Origin of the sequence: Dokdonia sp., assembly GCF_039945015.1 — a bacterium.
Taxonomy (GTDB): Bacteria; Bacteroidota; Bacteroidia; order Flavobacteriales; family Flavobacteriaceae; genus Dokdonia.
The window spans coordinates 627086-645472 of sequence record NZ_JBDUXP010000004.1 but is presented as its reverse complement, the minus strand read 5'-3'; the positions used below and the strand labels follow the sequence as shown (position 1 = coordinate 645472).

At 33.0% G+C, this 18387-nt stretch carries 17 protein-coding genes; 6 read left to right on the top strand and 11 right to left on the bottom strand.

Annotated features, from left to right (window positions below):
* Window position 1 precedes the first annotated feature (1 nt).
* The gene (locus tag ABJD27_RS05065) at window positions 2-493 is read right to left on the bottom strand and encodes a YkgJ family cysteine cluster protein (protein WP_348167336.1); all 492 of its coding nucleotides are present in this window, start codon (window positions 491-493) and stop codon (window positions 2-4) included.
* Window positions 494-516: 23 nt separating this feature from the next.
* On the opposite strand from ABJD27_RS05065, the gene ABJD27_RS05060 reads away from it, so the two are divergent.
* A complete protein-coding gene (locus ABJD27_RS05060; protein WP_348167339.1) occupies window positions 517-1221 on the top strand; it encodes a methyltransferase domain-containing protein in 705 nt (234 codons plus the stop codon).
* Here ABJD27_RS05060 and ABJD27_RS05055 read toward each other — a convergent pair.
* Entirely contained in the window at window positions 1208-1744 is a 537-nt protein-coding gene (locus tag ABJD27_RS05055; protein WP_348167342.1) for a DUF2059 domain-containing protein, read from the bottom strand. The genes ABJD27_RS05060 and ABJD27_RS05055 overlap by 14 nt on opposite strands.
* Before the next feature lie 37 nt (window positions 1745-1781).
* On the opposite strand from ABJD27_RS05055, the gene ABJD27_RS05050 reads away from it, so the two are divergent.
* Entirely contained in the window at window positions 1782-2567 is a 786-nt protein-coding gene (locus ABJD27_RS05050; protein WP_348167345.1) for a membrane metalloprotease, read from the top strand.
* A gap of 92 nt (window positions 2568-2659) precedes the next feature.
* Here the strand turns inward: ABJD27_RS05050 and ABJD27_RS05045 are convergent, their stop codons facing one another.
* Both ABJD27_RS05045 and guaA read right to left on the bottom strand, forming a co-directional pair.
* On the bottom strand, window positions 2660-4726 hold the full coding sequence (locus ABJD27_RS05045; protein ID WP_348167348.1) for a LysM peptidoglycan-binding domain-containing protein: 2067 nt from the start codon (window positions 4724-4726) through the stop codon (window positions 2660-2662).
* 9 nt (window positions 4727-4735) lie between these two features.
* Window positions 4736-6268 carry a glutamine-hydrolyzing GMP synthase gene (gene guaA, locus ABJD27_RS05040; protein WP_348167351.1) on the bottom strand — a complete coding sequence of 511 codons (1533 nt, stop codon included), beginning with the start codon at window positions 6266-6268 and terminating at the stop codon, window positions 4736-4738.
* A 143-nt stretch (window positions 6269-6411) separates the two neighbouring features.
* Between guaA and ABJD27_RS05035 the strand changes: the two genes are divergently transcribed.
* The 3 genes from ABJD27_RS05035 (at window position 6412) to ABJD27_RS05025 (ending at window position 8109) form a co-directional block, all read left to right on the top strand.
* Window positions 6412-7008: an RDD family protein gene (locus ABJD27_RS05035; protein WP_348167354.1), complete on the top strand. Its 597-nt coding sequence runs from the start codon at window positions 6412-6414 to the stop codon at window positions 7006-7008.
* 157 nt (window positions 7009-7165) lie between these two features.
* A complete protein-coding gene (locus ABJD27_RS05030) occupies window positions 7166-7504 on the top strand; it encodes a helix-turn-helix transcriptional regulator (RefSeq protein WP_348167357.1) in 339 nt (112 codons plus the stop codon).
* Window positions 7501-8109: a hypothetical protein gene (locus ABJD27_RS05025; protein ID WP_348167361.1), complete on the top strand. Its 609-nt coding sequence runs from the start codon at window positions 7501-7503 to the stop codon at window positions 8107-8109. Before ABJD27_RS05030 ends, ABJD27_RS05025 begins: the two co-directional genes overlap by 4 nt.
* 8 nt (window positions 8110-8117) lie before the next feature.
* Here ABJD27_RS05025 and ABJD27_RS05020 read toward each other — a convergent pair whose 3' ends face one another.
* On the bottom strand, window positions 8118-8498 hold the full coding sequence (locus tag ABJD27_RS05020) for a hypothetical protein (RefSeq protein ID WP_348167364.1): 381 nt from the start codon (window positions 8496-8498) through the stop codon (window positions 8118-8120).
* A 147-nt stretch (window positions 8499-8645) separates the two neighbouring features.
* Here ABJD27_RS05020 and ABJD27_RS05015 point away from each other — a divergent pair, with 147 nt between their 5' ends.
* Window positions 8646-9104, top strand: coding sequence for a hypothetical protein (locus tag ABJD27_RS05015; protein ID WP_348167366.1), 459 nt, complete (start codon window positions 8646-8648; stop codon window positions 9102-9104).
* A 6-nt stretch (window positions 9105-9110) separates the two neighbouring features.
* On the opposite strand, the gene ABJD27_RS05010 is transcribed toward ABJD27_RS05015, so the two are convergent.
* The 6 genes from ABJD27_RS05010 to ABJD27_RS04985 all read right to left on the bottom strand — a co-directional run bounded on the left by ABJD27_RS05010 (window position 9111) and on the right by ABJD27_RS04985 (window position 18341).
* Window positions 9111-12638: a TraB/GumN family protein gene (locus ABJD27_RS05010; protein ID WP_348167369.1), complete on the bottom strand. Its 3528-nt coding sequence runs from the start codon at window positions 12636-12638 to the stop codon at window positions 9111-9113.
* Window positions 12639-12802: 164 nt separating this feature from the next.
* Window positions 12803-13960: a flavohemoglobin expression-modulating QEGLA motif protein gene (locus ABJD27_RS05005; protein WP_348167372.1), complete on the bottom strand. Its 1158-nt coding sequence runs from the start codon at window positions 13958-13960 to the stop codon at window positions 12803-12805.
* 41 nt (window positions 13961-14001) lie between these two features.
* Complete coding sequence (locus tag ABJD27_RS05000; RefSeq protein ID WP_348167375.1) at window positions 14002-14853, bottom strand: N-formylglutamate amidohydrolase; 852 nt, start codon at window positions 14851-14853, stop codon at window positions 14002-14004.
* Window positions 14846-15877, bottom strand: a complete 1032-nt coding sequence (gshB, locus tag ABJD27_RS04995; RefSeq protein WP_348167378.1) for a glutathione synthase — start codon at window positions 15875-15877, stop codon at window positions 14846-14848. Before gshB ends, ABJD27_RS05000 begins: the two co-directional genes overlap by 8 nt.
* Before the next feature lie 98 nt (window positions 15878-15975).
* Complete coding sequence (locus ABJD27_RS04990; RefSeq protein ID WP_348167381.1) at window positions 15976-16770, bottom strand: hypothetical protein; 795 nt, start codon at window positions 16768-16770, stop codon at window positions 15976-15978.
* A gap of 125 nt (window positions 16771-16895) precedes the next feature.
* A complete protein-coding gene (locus ABJD27_RS04985; protein WP_348167384.1) occupies window positions 16896-18341 on the bottom strand; it encodes a dicarboxylate/amino acid:cation symporter in 1446 nt (481 codons plus the stop codon).
* Window positions 18342-18387 lie beyond the last annotated feature (46 nt).

Sequence of the window (18387 nt, the reverse complement as noted above, 5' to 3'; positions counted from 1 at the left end):
CTTACTGTATTCTGCGTTTCATTTCTTCTACAATATTATAAGCCGCTGGGCAAATAGCAACGTTTTTAAGCGTGAGATTAGAAATTTGTTGAAACTTCTTCCTGTCGGTATGTGGGAACTCTCTACACGCTTTAGGACGCACTTCATATATAGAACAATAGTTATCTGCTCCTAGAAAAGTACAAGGGACACTTTGTAAGACATAATCTTGCTCTTCATCTACTCGTAAATACGTATCTATAAACGCTTGCTCTTTCATTCTAAAATGCTTTGCAATACGTGTTACATCCTTGTCTGTAAACAAAGGTCCTGTTGTTTTACAGCAATTTGCACATTCCAAACAGTCCGTACGTTCAAACTCAGATTGGTGCAAGTCTTGCATTATATAATCTAAGTTTTTAGGAGTTTTTTTACGCAGTTTTGCAAAGAACTTTTTGTTCTCGTTATGCTTATCTTTGGCAAGCTGTGGTAATGATTTAAGTACTTCCTCCATAGCACAAATGTAAGCAAGTATTTATGGATATAGACATATTTGGGCAGGCAGTTATAGACTATTACAATGATGACTATACAGAAGATATTATTGTACATTCCTCTATTTCAGAAGATGATGTGCTACCTATTCCTTACTTGTTTAGACCTTATAATGAGATGCCATCTATAGAGAAAAAGGCCTTACAACTTTGTAAAGGCAAAACCCTTGATGTAGGAAGTGGTGCAGGAAGTCACAGTCTTTGGTTACAAGAACAAGGAATAGACATCACTGCGCTTGATATTTCTAAGGGATGTAGTATGCTTTCGCGAAAGCGTACCCTAGAAAAAGTAATAACCTCATCCATTTTAGATCATAAAGGACAGTATGACACACTTCTCATCCTTATGAATGGGACTGGGATTTTTGAAGAAATCTCAAAAGTAGATGCTTATTTACAGCATTTAAAAACACTTTTAAAACCTAACGGACAGATCTTAATAGATGGATCGGATATTAAATATATGTTTGAAACCGAAGATGGCGGCTATTGGATAGATATACATAATACATATTATGGGGAAGTCACTATGGCCATGAGCTATAAAGGACAGCGTTCAAATGATTTTAAATGGTTATATCTAGACTTTGATACACTTCAAGAATATGCAAAAAAAAATGAGTTGCAATGCAAACTCATTTTAGAAGGTGATCATTATGATTATTTAGCATGTCTTACTCTTGCATAACATATCCTTTTGCTGCAAGTTTATCGATAATATTTCTATATAAATCACGACTCCAGATTTCAGAAACCTCTCCTACTCTACGCCCTATTTCTTGTTCTGATGTAAGTATTTTTTGACCTGTTTGTGAATTATAAAATACAGATGCATCTTTTTGCTGCTCATAATTCAAAGCTGTTTTATCAGCTAACAGTTGTTTTCCAGTTTCTGTCTCATAAAACGTCATCATATTTTTAATATCATCATGCTCATAGGTTCCTCTATAAGCAGAAACCAACATATTTAAAATACGATTTACTTCTGGAGCGGTATCTTTTTTGAGTTCATCCCACACATCACTTGTAACATTCTGATTTTTATATTGTTGTTGCAATAAATCAAATAATTGATTGATTGCTTCCCCATATTGATTTGCAGTTCCATTCATGGTAAGGTATCTCAAAACATCCTGATGATAGGTTGCTTCTTGAGCATTAAATTGTAAGGAACATAAAAAAAATAGTGCGAAAAGTAATTTTTTCATCATTTTTACGATTAAATTTATAGCATTAAAGATATAAAAAATGATATTTAAAAGATTGAGACTACCTATACTATCCGTATTATTCATTGCTTTTACCGTTGTAGGGTGTGGAAATGACGATGAAGGGACAACAACTCCTCCTACTGCAAATAATTCTGCAAACCAACAACCATTAGGAACATCTGCAAATGAGTTATTATCTTCAAATGAATTTACAAGTTTACGTCTTGAACTTGCGTATGTTGACGGTTTTCGTCCTACACAAGAAACGATAAATCTTATCCAGAGTTTTCTAGAAAGTAGACTAGATAAACCCGATGGAGTCACCATCGTAGAAAATCAAATTACATCTGCAGAGACGGCTCCTTATGATATTAATGAAATCGTTGCTATAGAAGATGCAAATCGTACGGTATTTAATAATGGAGATGAGATTGGTGTCTGGATGTTTTTTTCTGATGGGATTTCTGCATCAAACTCAGGAAACTCATTTGTATTGGGTACTGCATATCGTAATACCTCTATGGTGATTTATGAAAAAACATTTATTGACCTAGCAAATAACTCGACAGAACCTATTAATAGAACCTTATTAGAAACCTCAACATTACGTCATGAATTTGGACATATCTTTGGATTAGTAAATTCAGGAACGCCCCTTACGTCAGATCATGAAGATGAGAATAATGAAAGACATTGTAATGTCCCTGGCTGTTTGATGTTTTTCCAGACAGTAACTAGTGTATTTAACTCTAGTGATATAGGAGATATTCCAGAATTTGATCCCTTATGTATTGCCGATTTACAGGCAAATGGAGGATTATAAAATAGATCACTTCATATACTTGAAATGATAATAGCATAAAAAAAGGCAATCTTATAGATTGCCTTTTTTTATGCTATGTTTTTTTGACTAGATTAATCTTCTATCGTTTCTTCTACAACAACTTCTTCAAGTTTTAGATCTTCTGTATATTTCATCAAGTAAATAGCGGTATTATAAAAACCACCTGAAGATTTTCTACCGTATCTAAACTTGTTTTCTATATAGTCTGTTTCCATTCCTGTACTCGCTGCACTGTACAAGTCTTTTGCAAATGCAAGGCGTAATAAGGTATCATACATAATATCGTACCCACGTATTGCTTCCTCACTAGGGCTAATCTTATAATGTTCTTCATACGCATCTATAAATGCTTTGTTATCCTCATATTTATATTCCTTATTCATAGATGGGAAATGAAAATTCAAATGCATTAAATGCATATGTTGAATAGCATCACTATCATAAGTTCTACTTGATCTATTAGTTGTAAATAGTGTGATTTTATGCGTAGCAACAAGTGTATTAAGACGTGTAGTAACGGTGCTTATAAGTGGTACATCTCCAGTTTCTATAATCACCCAATTTTCTTTTGTATCAGAAATTTGACTAGGAATATCATCTGGATATAAAAACAACCCATCATCACTCGTCCTAGGATTCACCACTTTTGCATTAGGAAATAAGGAAATAAGTTTTCCTTTAATTGCGGCATTCTTTGCATCGGCAATAATGATAATGTTCTTATCTGCCCCTTCTTTCTTTAAATAATCAAGCATCGCTTGACGTAACATGGCTTCACTAGGTCTAGATTGGAATACATTTGATTTCTCGTCTACTTTTCGGGTTTGAGGGGAAATTAAAGGAATATTTTGACGAGCTAGTAAACTGGAGGCTCTATTAAAATTTCCAGAGATTAATGGCCCTATTACTACATCTACATCTGTAAAATCTTGACTAGAAATAATAGATTCTACTTTACGAGCATTGGTAGCCTTCCCATCCGCTTGTACATAATCAGTATCATAGATTTCTAAATCTGTAGAAATTCCATGTCCTTTTGCTGTTTCTAATGCCATTAATGCACCACTATAAAAATCTAATGAAAATCTAAGCACACGATCATTTTTAATAATATCTTCTGCATCAGATAATGTATCTGCAGTGGTACGCTTAAGACCAAATGGAAGCATTAATACCACTTTCTTTTTAGAATAATCAGAAAGACTATCTAGTAAACTTGTTCTTGTCGTAGTTTCAGATACAAGTACATCTCCTGTATTTTCTGTTGTTGTCGAAATCGTACCTACAACTCCTTTAGGTACTTTAAGAATCATTCCTTCTTTAAGTCCATCTGCAACAGTAGGGTTAAGTACAACAAGTTCATCTACATTGATATTGAACTCTTTTAAAAGGCTATAAATTGTATTCCCTTTTTGAACTTCATAAAAAGCATATACTTCTTCATTAATAACTGCTGTATCTGTAGCTAGTACTGTAGTATTAGGAACACTAATACGTTCTCCTACTTTCAATCCAGTTCCCATTCCTGGATTCATTTCTTCTAGTTCTGCTATTGTGATACCATATAAGCGTGCTATGCCATATTTTGTTTCCTTAGGTTGTACCACATAAGGAACGAATGCTGGTCCTCCATCTTTTGGGGCATCGTCTTGTGAGATTCCTCCTCCAGTGCTTACTATCGTTACTTTCTCTTCTACAACACCTACATAATTTAATGGGATTCTAATTCTATCCCCTTTACGTAGTGTCTCACTATATAAGCGTTTATTATACTTTTTAATAGCATCTTGAGTGACATTATATTTTTTGGAAATACTATATAATGTTTCTTTACGTCTTACTTTATGTTTTTTAAATCTAATATCTTCTTGATCTGGTGATGCGTCAGAAGTTGTTGTTTTTTTAGAAGATGAAGGTAATATAAGTACTAGACCTTCATACACTCTATCTTTTGCATCTGGATTGAGTTTTATAATTTCTTTCTCAGTAATCTTATATTTTCTAGCAATGCTATATACCGTTTCTCCTTTGGTTACTTGATGCGAAATAAATTCTTGTAAGATAGGTGTTCTGTATGATTCCGCTTTCGCGAAAGCGCACGATGCCACACATATCCATATAAAAAAAAGATGCTTCATAATTTTGGTTTATTCCCACTCTATAGTGGCTGGCGGTTTAGAACTGATGTCGTATACTACTCTATTAACGCCTTTTACTTTGTTTATTATATCATTTGACACTTTCTGCAAAAACTCATATGGTAAATCTACCCAATCTGCCGTCATTCCATCTGTACTCTCTACAGCACGTAATGCTACACATTTTTCATAGGTACGTTCATCTCCCATTACTCCTACTGAGTTTACAGGAAGCAACATAGCTCCTGCTTGCCACACTTTGTCATAGAGTCTCCATTCTCGAAGACCGCTTATAAAAATATGGTCTACCTCTTGTAATATACGTACTTTTTCTCTAGAGACATCTCCAAGAATACGTATAGCAAGTCCTGGACCTGGAAATGGGTGTCTACCGAGTAATTGTGCCGATAATCCCATACTTGCTCCAACTCTACGCACTTCATCTTTAAAAATCATACGTAATGGTTCTACCACTTGTAACTTCATATAGTCAGGTAAACCTCCTACATTATGATGCGATTTTATCGTTGCACTTGGTCCTCCTGTAGCACTTACAGATTCTATAACATCTGGATAGATCGTTCCTTGTGCTAGCCAAGTTGCATTTTCTACCAATTTACTTTCATCATCAAAAACTTCTACAAATACACGTCCTATTGCCTTACGTTTGGTCTCTGGATCACTTTCTCCTTCTAGTGCATCCAAGAAGCGTGCCGAAGCATCTACTCCCTTTACATTAAGACCTAAGCCTTCATATTGCTTAAGTACATCTGTATACTCATTCTTGCGAAGCAAACCATTATTCACAAAAATACAGTGTAGGTTTTTTCCAATAGCTTTATGTAATAATGTTGCTGCCACTGTACTATCTACGCCACCGGAGAGTCCAAGGATCACGCGATCATCACCTATTTTTGATTTTAGGTCTGCTACTGTAGTTTCTACAAACGCGTCAGGCGTCCATGTCTGGGCAATGCCAGCGATTTTTACTAAGAAATTTTCTAGTAATTTTTTCCCATCTGTAGAGTGATATACTTCTGGATGAAACTGGATAGCATACGTATCTTCTCCTTCTATACGATACCCTGCATTCTCTACATCATGTGTAGATGCAATACGTACTGCTCCTTCTGGAAGTTGTTTTATCGTATCACTATGACTCATCCATACTTGACTATCATTAGAAACTCCTTCTAAAAAGACTTCACCGTCTTTTACCATAGATAGATTTGCTCTACCATACTCACGGGTATTAGATTGTCCTACTTCTCCTCCATGAAAATGCGCTATATATTGAGCTCCATAACATACTCCTAAAAGTGGTTTCTTTCCTTTAATTTCAGAAAGATCCGGATGTGGCGGATTTTCTCCTCGTACAGAATGTGGCGATCCTGATAAAATTACTGCTTTATATTTTGATAAATCCTTAGGAGGATTATTATAAGGCTTGATTTCTGAATAGATGTTAAGCTCACGTACGCGACGTGCAATTAACTGTGTATACTGAGACCCGAAGTCTAAAATAAGGACGTTGTTTTGCATAGGCAAAAATACCAATTTTAACATCAGTAATTCAAAATTCTAAACCACAAAATATAGGAGTTTTTAACAGGTATATTTACAGAAAAATTGATTCGTAAATTCGATATATAATATACTATATTGTAAGTGATTAATATACTGTTATGACTAGAGAAGAACACTTACAATCCTGTAAAATATGTAAAAATCAAAAATATGACCCCAATCAAGGAATTATTTGTGGATTAACAAATAGTATAGCAACATTCCAAGATCAATGTGAGTTTCTAGAGGAAGATTCTTATCTAAAAGAGAAAAAAGTAAAAGAAGATGCCCAAAAAGAACTCGCTCAAAAAACAGTAGGTAAGGGAGTACGACTTGCAAATTATATTCTTGATTTTCTATTCATTATAGTTCTTAATATTCTATTTTATATGCTCATAGCTGTGATTATTCTAGTAACAAATTCCTCTGTAGAAAATTTTATGGGAAGTATAAGTGATTTCATATTGTACTTGATAAGCTTCCTAATCAGCTTTATATATTATACTGCTCTTGAAGGGTTTTCTGGACGCACTATGGCTAAGTTTATTACACGTACCAAAGTAGTTGCTGAAAATGGAGAGAAAGTAACTTTTAATGCTATTGTATTGCGTTCCTTATGTAGGTTTATCCCTTTTGATGCATTTTCATTTTTAAATGATGACGCTAGAGGATGGCATGATACCATGTCAAAAACAAGAGTGATTAGTGTTAAATGACAACAAGAATCATATGCCCAAATTTCATTTTTAAACTTTTAACATTACAGAAAGTAAGAATATAAAATAACCTCTGTTTAAGAAAACAAGTAATTAAATATTTATAAATATAATACATAGATTTGTGATGTATTGTATTTTTATGTATATTTGAACTATGTATTCTAAAGAACTTTTAAAAGGAACTCTATCGGTCATTATCTTAAAACTTCTATCTGATCATAGTAGGATGTATGGATATGAAATTTTTAAACTTGTAAAAGAACGGTCTGATGAAAAAATTTTATTGAAAGATGGGTCATTATATCCTGCTTTGCAAAAAATGAACAGGGATGGACTTATCTCTTTTGAAGAAGTATATATCGGTAAACGTGTACGCAAATATTATTATTTAACTCCAGAAGGAGAAAAGGCTAAAATATTTCACATCGAAGAACTCAAAGATTTTATGAAGACACTTGATAAAATCATTTTCAATCAACTTAGTCCTTTATGAAGTTAACATCTAAACAAGAGGATACTATAAAAGCCCTTGTTAAAAAACAAGGAATACAATTACCTTCTTTACAAGATGATATTATAGATCATTTGTGTTGTGTGGTAGAGAGTCAACTTGGAAAAGAAAAAGAATTTGATCAACTCCTACAAGAAGCAATCATAGATATTGCTCCTAATGGACTAAAAGACATACAACACCAAACTATATTTTTATTAAACTCTAAACGTATTCTTATTATGAAAAAATTAATGTATTCAATTGGTTTTCTTGGGGCTCTTTCTTTAACAGCTGGTATTGCTTTTAAATTATTTTGGTATCCTGGAGCGGATATTCTTTTTACAATAGGAATTATTACACTATTCTTAGTGTTTATTCCTTTAGTTGCCTTAGATCGCTATAAAGTGGCTATTTCTAAAACACTCTCAGAACGATTAAAAATAGTCTTAGGAGCTATAGCTGCAATTATTGCTGGAATAACAGTGCTTTTTAAAATATTCCATCTACAAGGAGCAGATATATTATTAGGCGCAACGGCTATTATATTTGGCTTTGGATTTCTACCGTTCTTATTTTTTACGATGTATAAGAAATCTGTTTCCTAAATATAGTATTATAGTTCTGTCAAAGAAAAAGATAATTCTTGTGTATCTAGTGTCGTACACACATCTTCTAATCGTCCTACTGTAATAGACTCAGTAATAATTGTCTGGAAGCCAGTAAGCGCTATAACAAGGACGTAAGAGCCTTCGCGTTCAAATACTCCTTGATATGTTCCTAGAGTTGCTGTTTCTTCTAGAACTTCTTCAAAAGTATTACCTTCTCTTGCTGTTATTGTAACTCCAGAGAGTGCAGTGCCAGTACTAGCATTAGTTATTTGAATTTCAAAACCTGGAAATGCTTGTGTAGTGCATATTACTGGATCATCTCCATTATCATCACTTCCACAAGATATCATAAACACACAACATATAACTACTACTAAAAATCTCATCACATTATTTTTTTGCTAATATAAAATATTCTATCTATTGATATAAAGTATAAAGCATCATTTTATAGTATCAATTAGTATATCTAACTTTACATGAGCTATCTTTAGTCTAGTTCCTAGTCGTATTACAAATACTTATGTTATTCTATGAGATTACTTGTCCTCTTTTTATGTTGTATAATACTGACTATCTCCTGTCAAAAAAAAACTACTCAAATCCCAAAAGGAGATTTTGATTATCTCATAGGGAATTGGGAACGTACCAATGAACAGGAAGGAAAAGTAACCTTTGAATATTGGGAACATACTAAAGAATCTCTTTACAAAGGAGTAGGTTTTACACTTCAAAATAGTGATACAATTTGGAAAGAACATATGCAATTAATACAACGAGATACGACTTGGACTCTTGAGATTCAAAGCGATGGAGAACCTATAGTTCCATTTGCTATTATTAAGAAAACAGCAAATACTTTTACTGCGCATAATCCTAGTAATGAATTTCCAAAGCATATCGCATATTCTTATTTTGATGATACACTGACTGCCATTGTCTATTCTGATGATATGAGAATTCCTTTTATTTATTGGCGTGTTGAAGAATAGAACACTTTATTTTTTATGTATGGAATCTAATAAAGAGATTGCTTGATTATCTAGAGACTCTTCAGACATTACTTCATACGAATAATGAGCTTCCAGTAAATTAAAATCCGTTACATCTATAACTCCTTTTTTAACAACTCCTAGATAATTTGATGTATACACTTCTCCTTCATCAGGAGTAATTGTGTAGGATACTGTGTATATATCATATTCTTCCCCTTTATAGGGTATAGTCTTATTATATGTTATCTCATCCGAATATCCATGATAATCACCTATAGCATTATACAAAGATAATTTTGCAAAAGAGGATGGTTCAAGGTATTCCATAGGTATTAATTCTTCTTTACCCGATTTTAGTATAACCTGCATAGCTTCAAAACGATAGTATAATTCTTCTAACAATGAGGAAGCTACTGCCTGATTTGGCATATCTGTATTTGTAATATAGTAATCATACAACCTGTAGGTATACCAATTTCTCTTATCAACATGATGAAATAGATTTTCTATAACCTCTTTGGTTTCTTTAGTATCAATATTCAGTGAAGAGTACAAGTTTATGTAATCATTAATAATTCCCTCGTAACTTAGATATATGGGAAGTATTTTGGAAGAAGTATTTGTGTATAACATAACATCTTCTTCAAAATGTTTAAAAAGTTGATCTTTCCTTTCCTTTAAAAATTCAATCGCAGTCGAATCTTTTCGTATAGTTCTTACCCAATATGAAATAACAAGGTCTCTAAATTCAGGAGTATCGTTAAGTTTAAGGATTCGATCTCCATATTTTTTGTAAGATAATATAGAATCTGCTTCAGCATCTAATATTGGATATTCACCATCAACTTCTCGTATAGGAGGATTGGTCTCTATAAGTCTAAAGTATACTTCATTTGCTTCACTTAATTTCATTTTTGTAAGTGCGACTAGAGTCATTGATTTATTATATTCTTTAGCGGCATCACTGTTATAAAATGATTCTAATTTAGAAATCGTAGATGTATTTCCGATAAGCCCTAAGTTGTATATTAGTAAGTTTTTTGTTCCATAATACGTCGTATCGTTTATATACTTTCGGGTTAAACCTTTTTCTAGAATAGTTCTGTCTGATGTTTCGAAATCATAATAATCAAGAGCGCCATTTGCTTCAAAACGAGTGATACTATCCGAAGATTTTATATCTTTCATGATCAAAGAAGCCTTTGAAGTATATACATCAAAAGCCTTTTGTTTCTTCATAGTTACTCCATTAAAAAAACGTGTTGCTTTTTGAGATTCTGTTTCTTCTTCACCCAAATAAGAGCTTAGAACAACTAAGCGATTATTCATGAGTATAAATTTGTGTCTTTTTAAAACAGGAGTATCATCAGACCTCATATAGTATTCTTTTGCTGGGTATTTTTCGTCTAAAAACGATTTCTTCTTATATATAGAATCTCCATACTCTTTATAAGCATCTGCATACTCATCAAAAAAAGTTCCTATTTCATCTTTATTAACCCTAAAGTATTTTTTAAGATCACTTAGATTAATACTATAACATCCTCCTGTATTTTTATCTAATCCATAATAGGTTTTTGAATCAGCAATGTAGGTATCATATTGTCTTTCTGTGTCTATTTCTGATCGAAGTTCATTAGGGAAAATAAAAGAATATTTTCCATCAACATCATCTACGCTTTTAAAATCACTAGGTTGATATTCTTCAAACTTAAATGAATTAAAAACAGGATTATCAAAACTTACTGTGTCGATCTCATTAACACTTTGACTTAAAAGAATATATGTTCTACTATCTCTAAAGAAATATCGTATTATCGAATGGTATTTACCCTGTAGTTTTACTTCAAAATCATATGTAGTATATCCATTATGCGTTGATATATTATTACTTAATACTTTAGCGCCTGTAGATTGTTCTACCTGACTCACTAATTCTCCAGCACTCTCTGTTTGATTTTGAAGATAATACCCTAAAGGAAAGTTATTATAACGTACAATATAATTATGGCCACTTCCGATGTCTTGAGCAAAGTACATATTGATCTCATAAGGATCTCCATCTGGATCAATTGGATTAGGCGTTGTTCTAGAATTATCAGTAATATCACCTGGCATATCTACAGAAAAAGCACCTTCTTTATGTATAAATGGTTGCCATAAAGAATTTTCTAACGTGGGTATTTGAAAGGTAACATTCTTAAAGAAATTTTCAGCAATTACGCTATGATTACTCTTACTATACTCCATCCCAAAAACATAAAAGAATCCATTTTTAGAAATAAGTTCAAAATGATTTACTTTATTTAAACTCTGACCTTTTATGATGATTTGTTTATATACTCCATTTTCACGAACTACTTCTTTATTTGACAATACCGCTGTAGAATCTTTTAAGACTAGGTTTTGTACAAATTTTTCTGGAGCACGTTCTTGAAGAAGCTTGCTTTTATCTCTCATATCTAATCCAAAATGAAAGAAAATAGTTCCCGATTTTAAATCTACAAAAGCTTCTTTCCCATCCTCTTCTCCTATTTCTATTTTTTGAACAGAGGCAGGTAGATTTAAGGTATATCCATGTAATACATCTGTATACGAATCCCATGCATCAAGATTTGGTTTTATAACAAAATTATTAGATAACCCTGTAAATACATTCTCAACTTTTTTTACTGTATATCCTTCTTTTCGAAGGAGGTTAATCACTCCCGTTTCACCTGGTAAATGAGCAGCTCCAATCGCTGCAAATAAACTTTTATCCTCTATGATGGATGTAATGCTTGCAACCATCACTTTATTCCTTTTTTCTAAAACAGCATCATAACCAGAATAGGATTTTATAAAAGCATCTATCTTATTAAGATCACCAGACACATATACTTCTATCATTTTCTCTATTTGAGACACATACTCTTCATCAGAGTAATTGATAAGTTCTAATACTGTATTCTTAACCTTTTCATCAGAAAGAGTTGTATAATCAGTCATTTGATCTTTTAACTCTTCTAATCCATCTATTTCTTTATCAAGAGATGCAGCAATTTGATATAAGTATAAGTCTAAAAATATATCTTTATCATCTTCCTTATCTAAATCTGGTCTAAAAATCGATTCTAAATAATCTGGATCATTTACTGGTAATTCATCTAGATCATCGCCCGTTTTATCTTTAATTTTCTGTCGTAGCCTTTCATAATCATCACTATCTAAGATTTCTTTATACTTTGAAGATAAATCCTTGAATAGCTTGATTTTTTCTAAATCCATTTCTAATGTTTCCGGATTTAATTCTAAAGCAAAAACCTCGCTTGCCTTAAGAGCAGGCAAAAATGCATCACTAAAATCAAAAACACGTTTATCTTTTAAGTGCATCGTACCAAACAAATAAGATTTCTTTGTATCACCTTTATGCTGTATCTCCCACAGGAGTGCATAATCAGATCTATCCTGAGCTTGTAAAAAAGAAAAAACAAATATGGAAAATAAGAAGGTTATACTTATTTTCTTGATACTAAAACGAATAAAAAACATAGCAATATTTCTAGAACAGAAATATAAGTAAGCTCATCAATATATAAGAAGGATTCTTAAAATAATTTTCCATTTATATGAACATAGATACTCATTTCACGTACTTTAAAGATAAAGCAATGATAAATACGCACCTCATTATACCTTTTGAACGTATCGTTATCTTATTTCAAATTACTTAATATAAAATCTAATTTTGTATTTGCATTTAAATTTTGAGTATACGAATCTGTAATATGCGTACTAGGAATTGCAAGCCCTAAATCCATCATTTTTTTTATGACCGGAAGGTTTTCTAAGGTTACTTTTCCTGTAAGTAATAAAGAAAGATCTTCCCCTTTTTTATAGTAATCATATACTTTCTTAAGCCCTGTTAAGTATAAAAAATCTTTAGTAAATCCACCACCTCGATGCACTCGTAACGTGATTTGCCACGCTTTTTCTTTAGGAACTTTATATTGATTAAAAAGTAAATCAAAGGTATCTACAAAACTATACCCTTTAATAAGACTATCTGCTGCTATCACGCGATGAGCTAATTCTTTAAGTCGACTTAATGTAAGATTACCACTCATATATTCACTAAAGACAGCCAGACCTTCTTGTGTTTCTGTATTGTTTACAAAACCATTAGAAAATATTTTTAACGGCTGTGCTTTTCCATTATGAGTTGTGACAAGATGTACTCCTATCTCATGGTTTGCTAGTACTTCTATTTGATTCTTACAATAGGTATGATTTTTCTTTAAAAGCATCGTGTCTGATGCATTAAGTACCATAGCTGCTGCCGAAATATGATTGCTTTGTTTTATATTAAAATCAAAGTCATATCGTTTTCCAAACTCCTCAAAATAAGTTTGTGCCTCATTTACATTGTATTTTGGAATCATATCATCTCCTTCTTCTTCATTTGCAAAATGAAGAATAAAACGCGCATTCTCAACATCACGTTCTTTTGGAGTTCCAAATACCTTGAGATTATTATAATAAAACTTTTTTCCTTTTCCTATGGTTTCTATACACGCTATTAATCCAGAGTATTCATATATAATATCTCGATACAGTCGTTGGATATCTTCATCATCTATGCGTTCTAAACGTTGATTAAAGAACAATCGCTGAAGCTTAAAAGGGCTAAATTTAATTTTACGATACTTAAACTGAGGTTCGACCGTGTATTTACTAGCAAAAAAGCGCTTCTTCTCTATCTCTATATTTAACGGATTGAGATAGTTAAGCAATTCTATATTATGAACTAGTCGATCAAGATTTTGATCAATTTCAAAAATGGCGGCGTTTGTATCAACAGCTTGAAAATGCATAGAGTAATTTAGATCGTCAAAAATATAAAAATCTTACAGATTTAGTTAGGTAACAATCCATTTTTCAAGATAAAATCGTTATAAAATGTAGTTGCGTGATTACGTAGTTTTAATTTTAATTGTTCTTCAATAGCAGTAACTACCTCTGGAAAGATGATATATTCATACTCATCACAATAAATTTTTGAAAACTCTGTCGCGAGTACCAACGTATTATCAAAATGATCTGTAATGTATTTTAAAAAATAACCATTGCCTTGAAAAGTGTCATTAATCCCCGCCGTTGTTTCTATGTTGTGAGGCAATATAATCGTTTCTAATGTATCTCGCCACGCTTTCGCGAAAGCGGAAAAACGATCATTATCTATATTTTTTGTCCCTAAGTTAACCACAGGAACTGGTCTATCCCATCGTTTCCAATTATAGGAATGCATATCATACACAATGGCTGCGCCAAACTTTTCTTCCATTTTTAGAATTAATGCGTGTACTACTTTGTAGAAGTTCTCATGTTTAGATAAACTCTTCTGTTTTTGATTTTCTGGTAATGGTGTATCCCATAATTTTTTACCCCAAGCGTCCTCATAGATCGCTGTGTCTGGAGCTCTGTTTAAATCATATTCAAACCGGCTATCTAGTCCTGCTATAACCATAGGATTACTTTGTACCATCTGTCTAGTACAAGGATCTTCTTCATACCAACGGTCATATTCCGAATGAAGACAATTGTCCCACAATTCTTTTCTAAACTGGTGACCATCGTGTACAGCACCGCATAAAAAATAAGTATAGCTATCTATTTTTAAAGTAAATGAATAATCATCAGAAACTGCATGAAAAGGCTCTTCCCTACCGATTCTTGCTATTATATCGGTGATTGAAAGTTTAAGCATCTGCTACCGTTTTTCTAAGTTTTGCTCTTCGTTCTATACGGCTTACACGTTCGAGTACTTTATCTTCTATAAAGTTGATTACTTTTTCTTGAAGCTTCACCTTATAGACTTTATTGATATATGTAATTCCACCAGGGCTCATCACATTAACCTCAACAAGCATCCCATTTATAACATCTATCCCTACAAAGTAAAGACCATCTTTTACAAGTTTTGGTCCTATACGTCTACACAATTCTTTTTCTTGCTTTGTAAGTGTATGCTTTTGTACAGATCCACCAGCAGATACATTAGATCTGTGATCATCAGTTCCAGGAACACGCTTCATGGCACCTATAGGTTTGCCATTAAGAATTAAGATACGTACATCACCCTGATCTGCTCCAGGGATATAATCCTGAAGAATTACATAATTTGTAGATCCATCCTTATTATCTATATAAAAATCTAAAAGCGATCGTATACTTGACATTGCTCTTTTTTCTATCAAAATAACACCAGAACCTCCAAAACCATTAAGAGGTTTTAGGATCATTTTATCTTCTTCTGATTCCCGAATCATTTTGATCAAGTAATCTTTATTTTTTGTCACGTGGGTTCGTGGTATAAAATCTCTTGTGTTATCTTCAAAGGCAGCTGTATACAACTTATTGTTAGCACGACGCACACCATCTACATCGTTCATAATAAAGACATCGTCTTTTACAGAATCTAAGAAGTTGAGCATAATCATATCTAGTGGCGGATTGCTACGTAATATAATCACGTCAAAACCTGCCAATGGAAGCATTTCTTCTCGTAAAGTTGCCTTCTTATGAAACGACTTTAAGTTTCCAGGCACTTTTTCCATTTTGTTTATTGCTTTACAAAATGCAAATGTCTCACTATCTCTAATAGTAAGGTTTGCTGGAGTTGTTATAGCAACACCATGCTCACGTTTTACACATTCATGGATTAAGGCAAGAGTCGTATCATTATCTGGGTCCATAGTTTCCCATGGATACATTATATAGCAAACATTCATGTACAGTTATTTAGATAAATTAAATATACTAATTATGATGAAACAATAAATATGTTTCCAGTTTTTATGTATAAAAAATAAAAATATTTACTTGAAAATCATTCAAATACTCTGAAATTATCAAATCCTGCAGTATCTGTATTTCCATTTTGATTAATAATTATAGAAATACGAACATTTGTTACTGTATTTGGTATGTTTAAGGTTGTAGTTCCACTTAAAGAAATGCCTCCTACTATCCCTGTTAATATTGGAAATGTTCCTTGACTTACATCATCATAAAACAATTCATAAAAAACGCTGTCACCTGTATCATATTCAAAAATATCGTAATCAAAACTTACTTTTGGTGCTGTGGCCGTAGAAACATCAATATTATCAAAAGCAATCGTATGATCACCTGAGGCGGTAGGGTTATCCAAATCTTGACATCCTAAAAAGTTACCTGTAAAACCTGTTATATCATCAAGTGTGTTTACCACATCCCAAACATCAATAGTTATGGGATCATTATAAGCTGTAGGTGTTAATGTAAAATTCCACGAAGTTGTTGTGTCAAAATCTTGGGCTGCTAAAACTGTAAAACCTGTAGCCGAAGCATTGTTTGCACACTCCCATGTAGTTCCTGTATAAAACTGTAAACACTGGACCCCTTCTACAGAATCATTAATAAAAACAAGCAACCCAACATCTGTAGCTGTTACAGGTATTAAATTTCTTTGAGCTACTGTCATTACTGGAGGCATTAGCCCTCTAAACGTAGTGCCACCATCTGGTGTTGGACTTATATCCAACATAGAGGCATCCGAAGGTGTTGTAGTTCCTATCCCAACTTGAGCGTAAGAAACTCCAATAAAAAATAAAAAGGCAATCTGTAATATATTTCTTTGCATGGTAATCTTTTTTTTATAATATTAAGTAGTATCCATGCGCATATAGACTTTGGGGGTCATAAAATACAACAATTCTTATACTCATTTGTTATAGTATAAGAATCGTTTTGTAAGTTCAAATTGTATTATTTTTCTGGATCAAAAGCATCATCTGGATCTTTTGATGGATCATAATGTAGCATTCCTTCTCCTTTTGCAATAATAGAAGATACGGTCGCATCTCCAGTTACATTCACCACGGTACGACACATATCCAGAATACGGTCTACTGGGAAGATAATAGCGATCCAAGCTGGATTTAACCCTACAGATCCTAGAACCACAATAAGCATCACAAGACCTGCACTAGGAACTGCTGCCGATCCTATAGAAGCCAGCGTAGCTGTAAGTACAATGGTAAGCTGTTGCCCTAAGGTAAGATCTATCATATGAAATTGTGCTAAGAATACCACTACGATAGCTTGATACAATACGGTACCATCCATGTTTACGGTAGCTCCAATAGGTAATACAAAGCTCGTTATCTTTTTATCTACACCTAAGTTATCCTCTACACACTCCATCGTTACAGGAAGCGTTGCAGCACTACTTGAAGTAGAAAATGCGGTCGTTTGAGCAAGTCCCATTGCTTTAAAGAAGCCTTTATAAGGAACTACACGCACTAGTAATTTCATAATCAAAGGATATACAAAGAATATCATCAAACCAAGTCCGATAACAACCGTCAGAGAATACCAAGACAATCCTTTAAAAATCTCTATTACTTTTCCAACATCATCTCCTGCCATTTTACTAATAACTCCAGCTAATAAAGCAAATACAAAAAACGGTGCTGCTTGCATCACAAAATCTATCATCTTTAGAAAGATTTCCATCATACTATCAACAATCTTTATTACTGGTTCTGATTTGCTTTTAGGAATAAATAATAAACTGACTCCGAAAAAGAGCGCAAAGAAAATCACTTGTAACATTAATCCATTATCTGTAAGTGATTTAAAAATATTTTGAGGTACAAGTTCTACAAGTGGTTTTAGTGGTCCTGCATCTTCATTTTCCTTTACCGTTTTCAAACGTTTAACAATCGCAGGGTCCATTACTGCATTTTTTTCTCTTTCGATAACAGCTGCAATACGATCTTTATATTGAGCATCTTCTAAGAAATGAACACCATCTTTAATAGCAATACCTTCTCCTTGTGCCCATAATTCATAACTTATTCTGTTATCTATACGAGTATTTTCATCAACCATGGTTCCTGGTTGCATGGCATTAACTAGAATCAACCCTAAGGCCACGGCAAGTAAGGTCGTCGCGAGGTAAGCTATAAGAGTCTTCCCTCCCATTCTACCTAAACTAGAAGGATCACCTATACCAGCAACTCCGTTTATAATAGAAAATAAAACCAATGGTACAGCAATAAGTTTAAGAAGATTAATAAAAATCTCTCCAAAAGGTGCTATCCAATTAATTGTAAATGAACTCCATCCTAAAGAACTAGATAGTAGGGCCCATACAATTCCTAATAATAGACCAATAATAATCTTCCAATGTAATGCTAGTTTTTTCATATGTTATTCCTTTTCGCGAAAGCAGAAATACATCTCACCTTCTACA

What these genes read in the sequence shown, in the direction of transcription:
- ABJD27_RS05065 (WP_348167336.1), bottom strand. Translation starts at nt 493, where the DNA reads ATGGAGGAAGTACTTAAATCATTACCACAGCTTGCCAAAGATAAGCAT.
- ABJD27_RS05060 (WP_348167339.1), top strand. Translation starts at nt 517, where the DNA reads ATGGATATAGACATATTTGGGCAGGCAGTTATAGACTATTACAATGAT.
- ABJD27_RS05055 (WP_348167342.1), bottom strand. Translation starts at nt 1,744, where the DNA reads ATGATGAAAAAATTACTTTTCGCACTATTTTTTTTATGTTCCTTACAA.
- ABJD27_RS05050 (WP_348167345.1), top strand. Translation starts at nt 1,782, where the DNA reads ATGATATTTAAAAGATTGAGACTACCTATACTATCCGTATTATTCATT.
- ABJD27_RS05045 (WP_348167348.1), bottom strand. Translation starts at nt 4,726, where the DNA reads ATGAAGCATCTTTTTTTTATATGGATATGTGTGGCATCGTGCGCTTTC.
- guaA (WP_348167351.1), bottom strand. Translation starts at nt 6,268, where the DNA reads ATGCAAAACAACGTCCTTATTTTAGACTTCGGGTCTCAGTATACACAG.
- ABJD27_RS05035 (WP_348167354.1), top strand. Translation starts at nt 6,412, where the DNA reads ATGACTAGAGAAGAACACTTACAATCCTGTAAAATATGTAAAAATCAA.
- ABJD27_RS05030 (WP_348167357.1), top strand. Translation starts at nt 7,166, where the DNA reads ATGTATTCTAAAGAACTTTTAAAAGGAACTCTATCGGTCATTATCTTA.
- ABJD27_RS05025 (WP_348167361.1), top strand. Translation starts at nt 7,501, where the DNA reads ATGAAGTTAACATCTAAACAAGAGGATACTATAAAAGCCCTTGTTAAA.
- ABJD27_RS05020 (WP_348167364.1), bottom strand. Translation starts at nt 8,498, where the DNA reads ATGAGATTTTTAGTAGTAGTTATATGTTGTGTGTTTATGATATCTTGT.
- ABJD27_RS05015 (WP_348167366.1), top strand. Translation starts at nt 8,646, where the DNA reads ATGAGATTACTTGTCCTCTTTTTATGTTGTATAATACTGACTATCTCC.
- ABJD27_RS05010 (WP_348167369.1), bottom strand. Translation starts at nt 12,638, where the DNA reads ATGTTTTTTATTCGTTTTAGTATCAAGAAAATAAGTATAACCTTCTTA.
- ABJD27_RS05005 (WP_348167372.1), bottom strand. Translation starts at nt 13,960, where the DNA reads ATGCATTTTCAAGCTGTTGATACAAACGCCGCCATTTTTGAAATTGAT.
- ABJD27_RS05000 (WP_348167375.1), bottom strand. Translation starts at nt 14,853, where the DNA reads ATGCTTAAACTTTCAATCACCGATATAATAGCAAGAATCGGTAGGGAA.
- gshB (WP_348167378.1), bottom strand. Translation starts at nt 15,877, where the DNA reads ATGAATGTTTGCTATATAATGTATCCATGGGAAACTATGGACCCAGAT.
- ABJD27_RS04990 (WP_348167381.1), bottom strand. Translation starts at nt 16,770, where the DNA reads ATGCAAAGAAATATATTACAGATTGCCTTTTTATTTTTTATTGGAGTT.
- ABJD27_RS04985 (WP_348167384.1), bottom strand. Translation starts at nt 18,341, where the DNA reads ATGAAAAAACTAGCATTACATTGGAAGATTATTATTGGTCTATTATTA.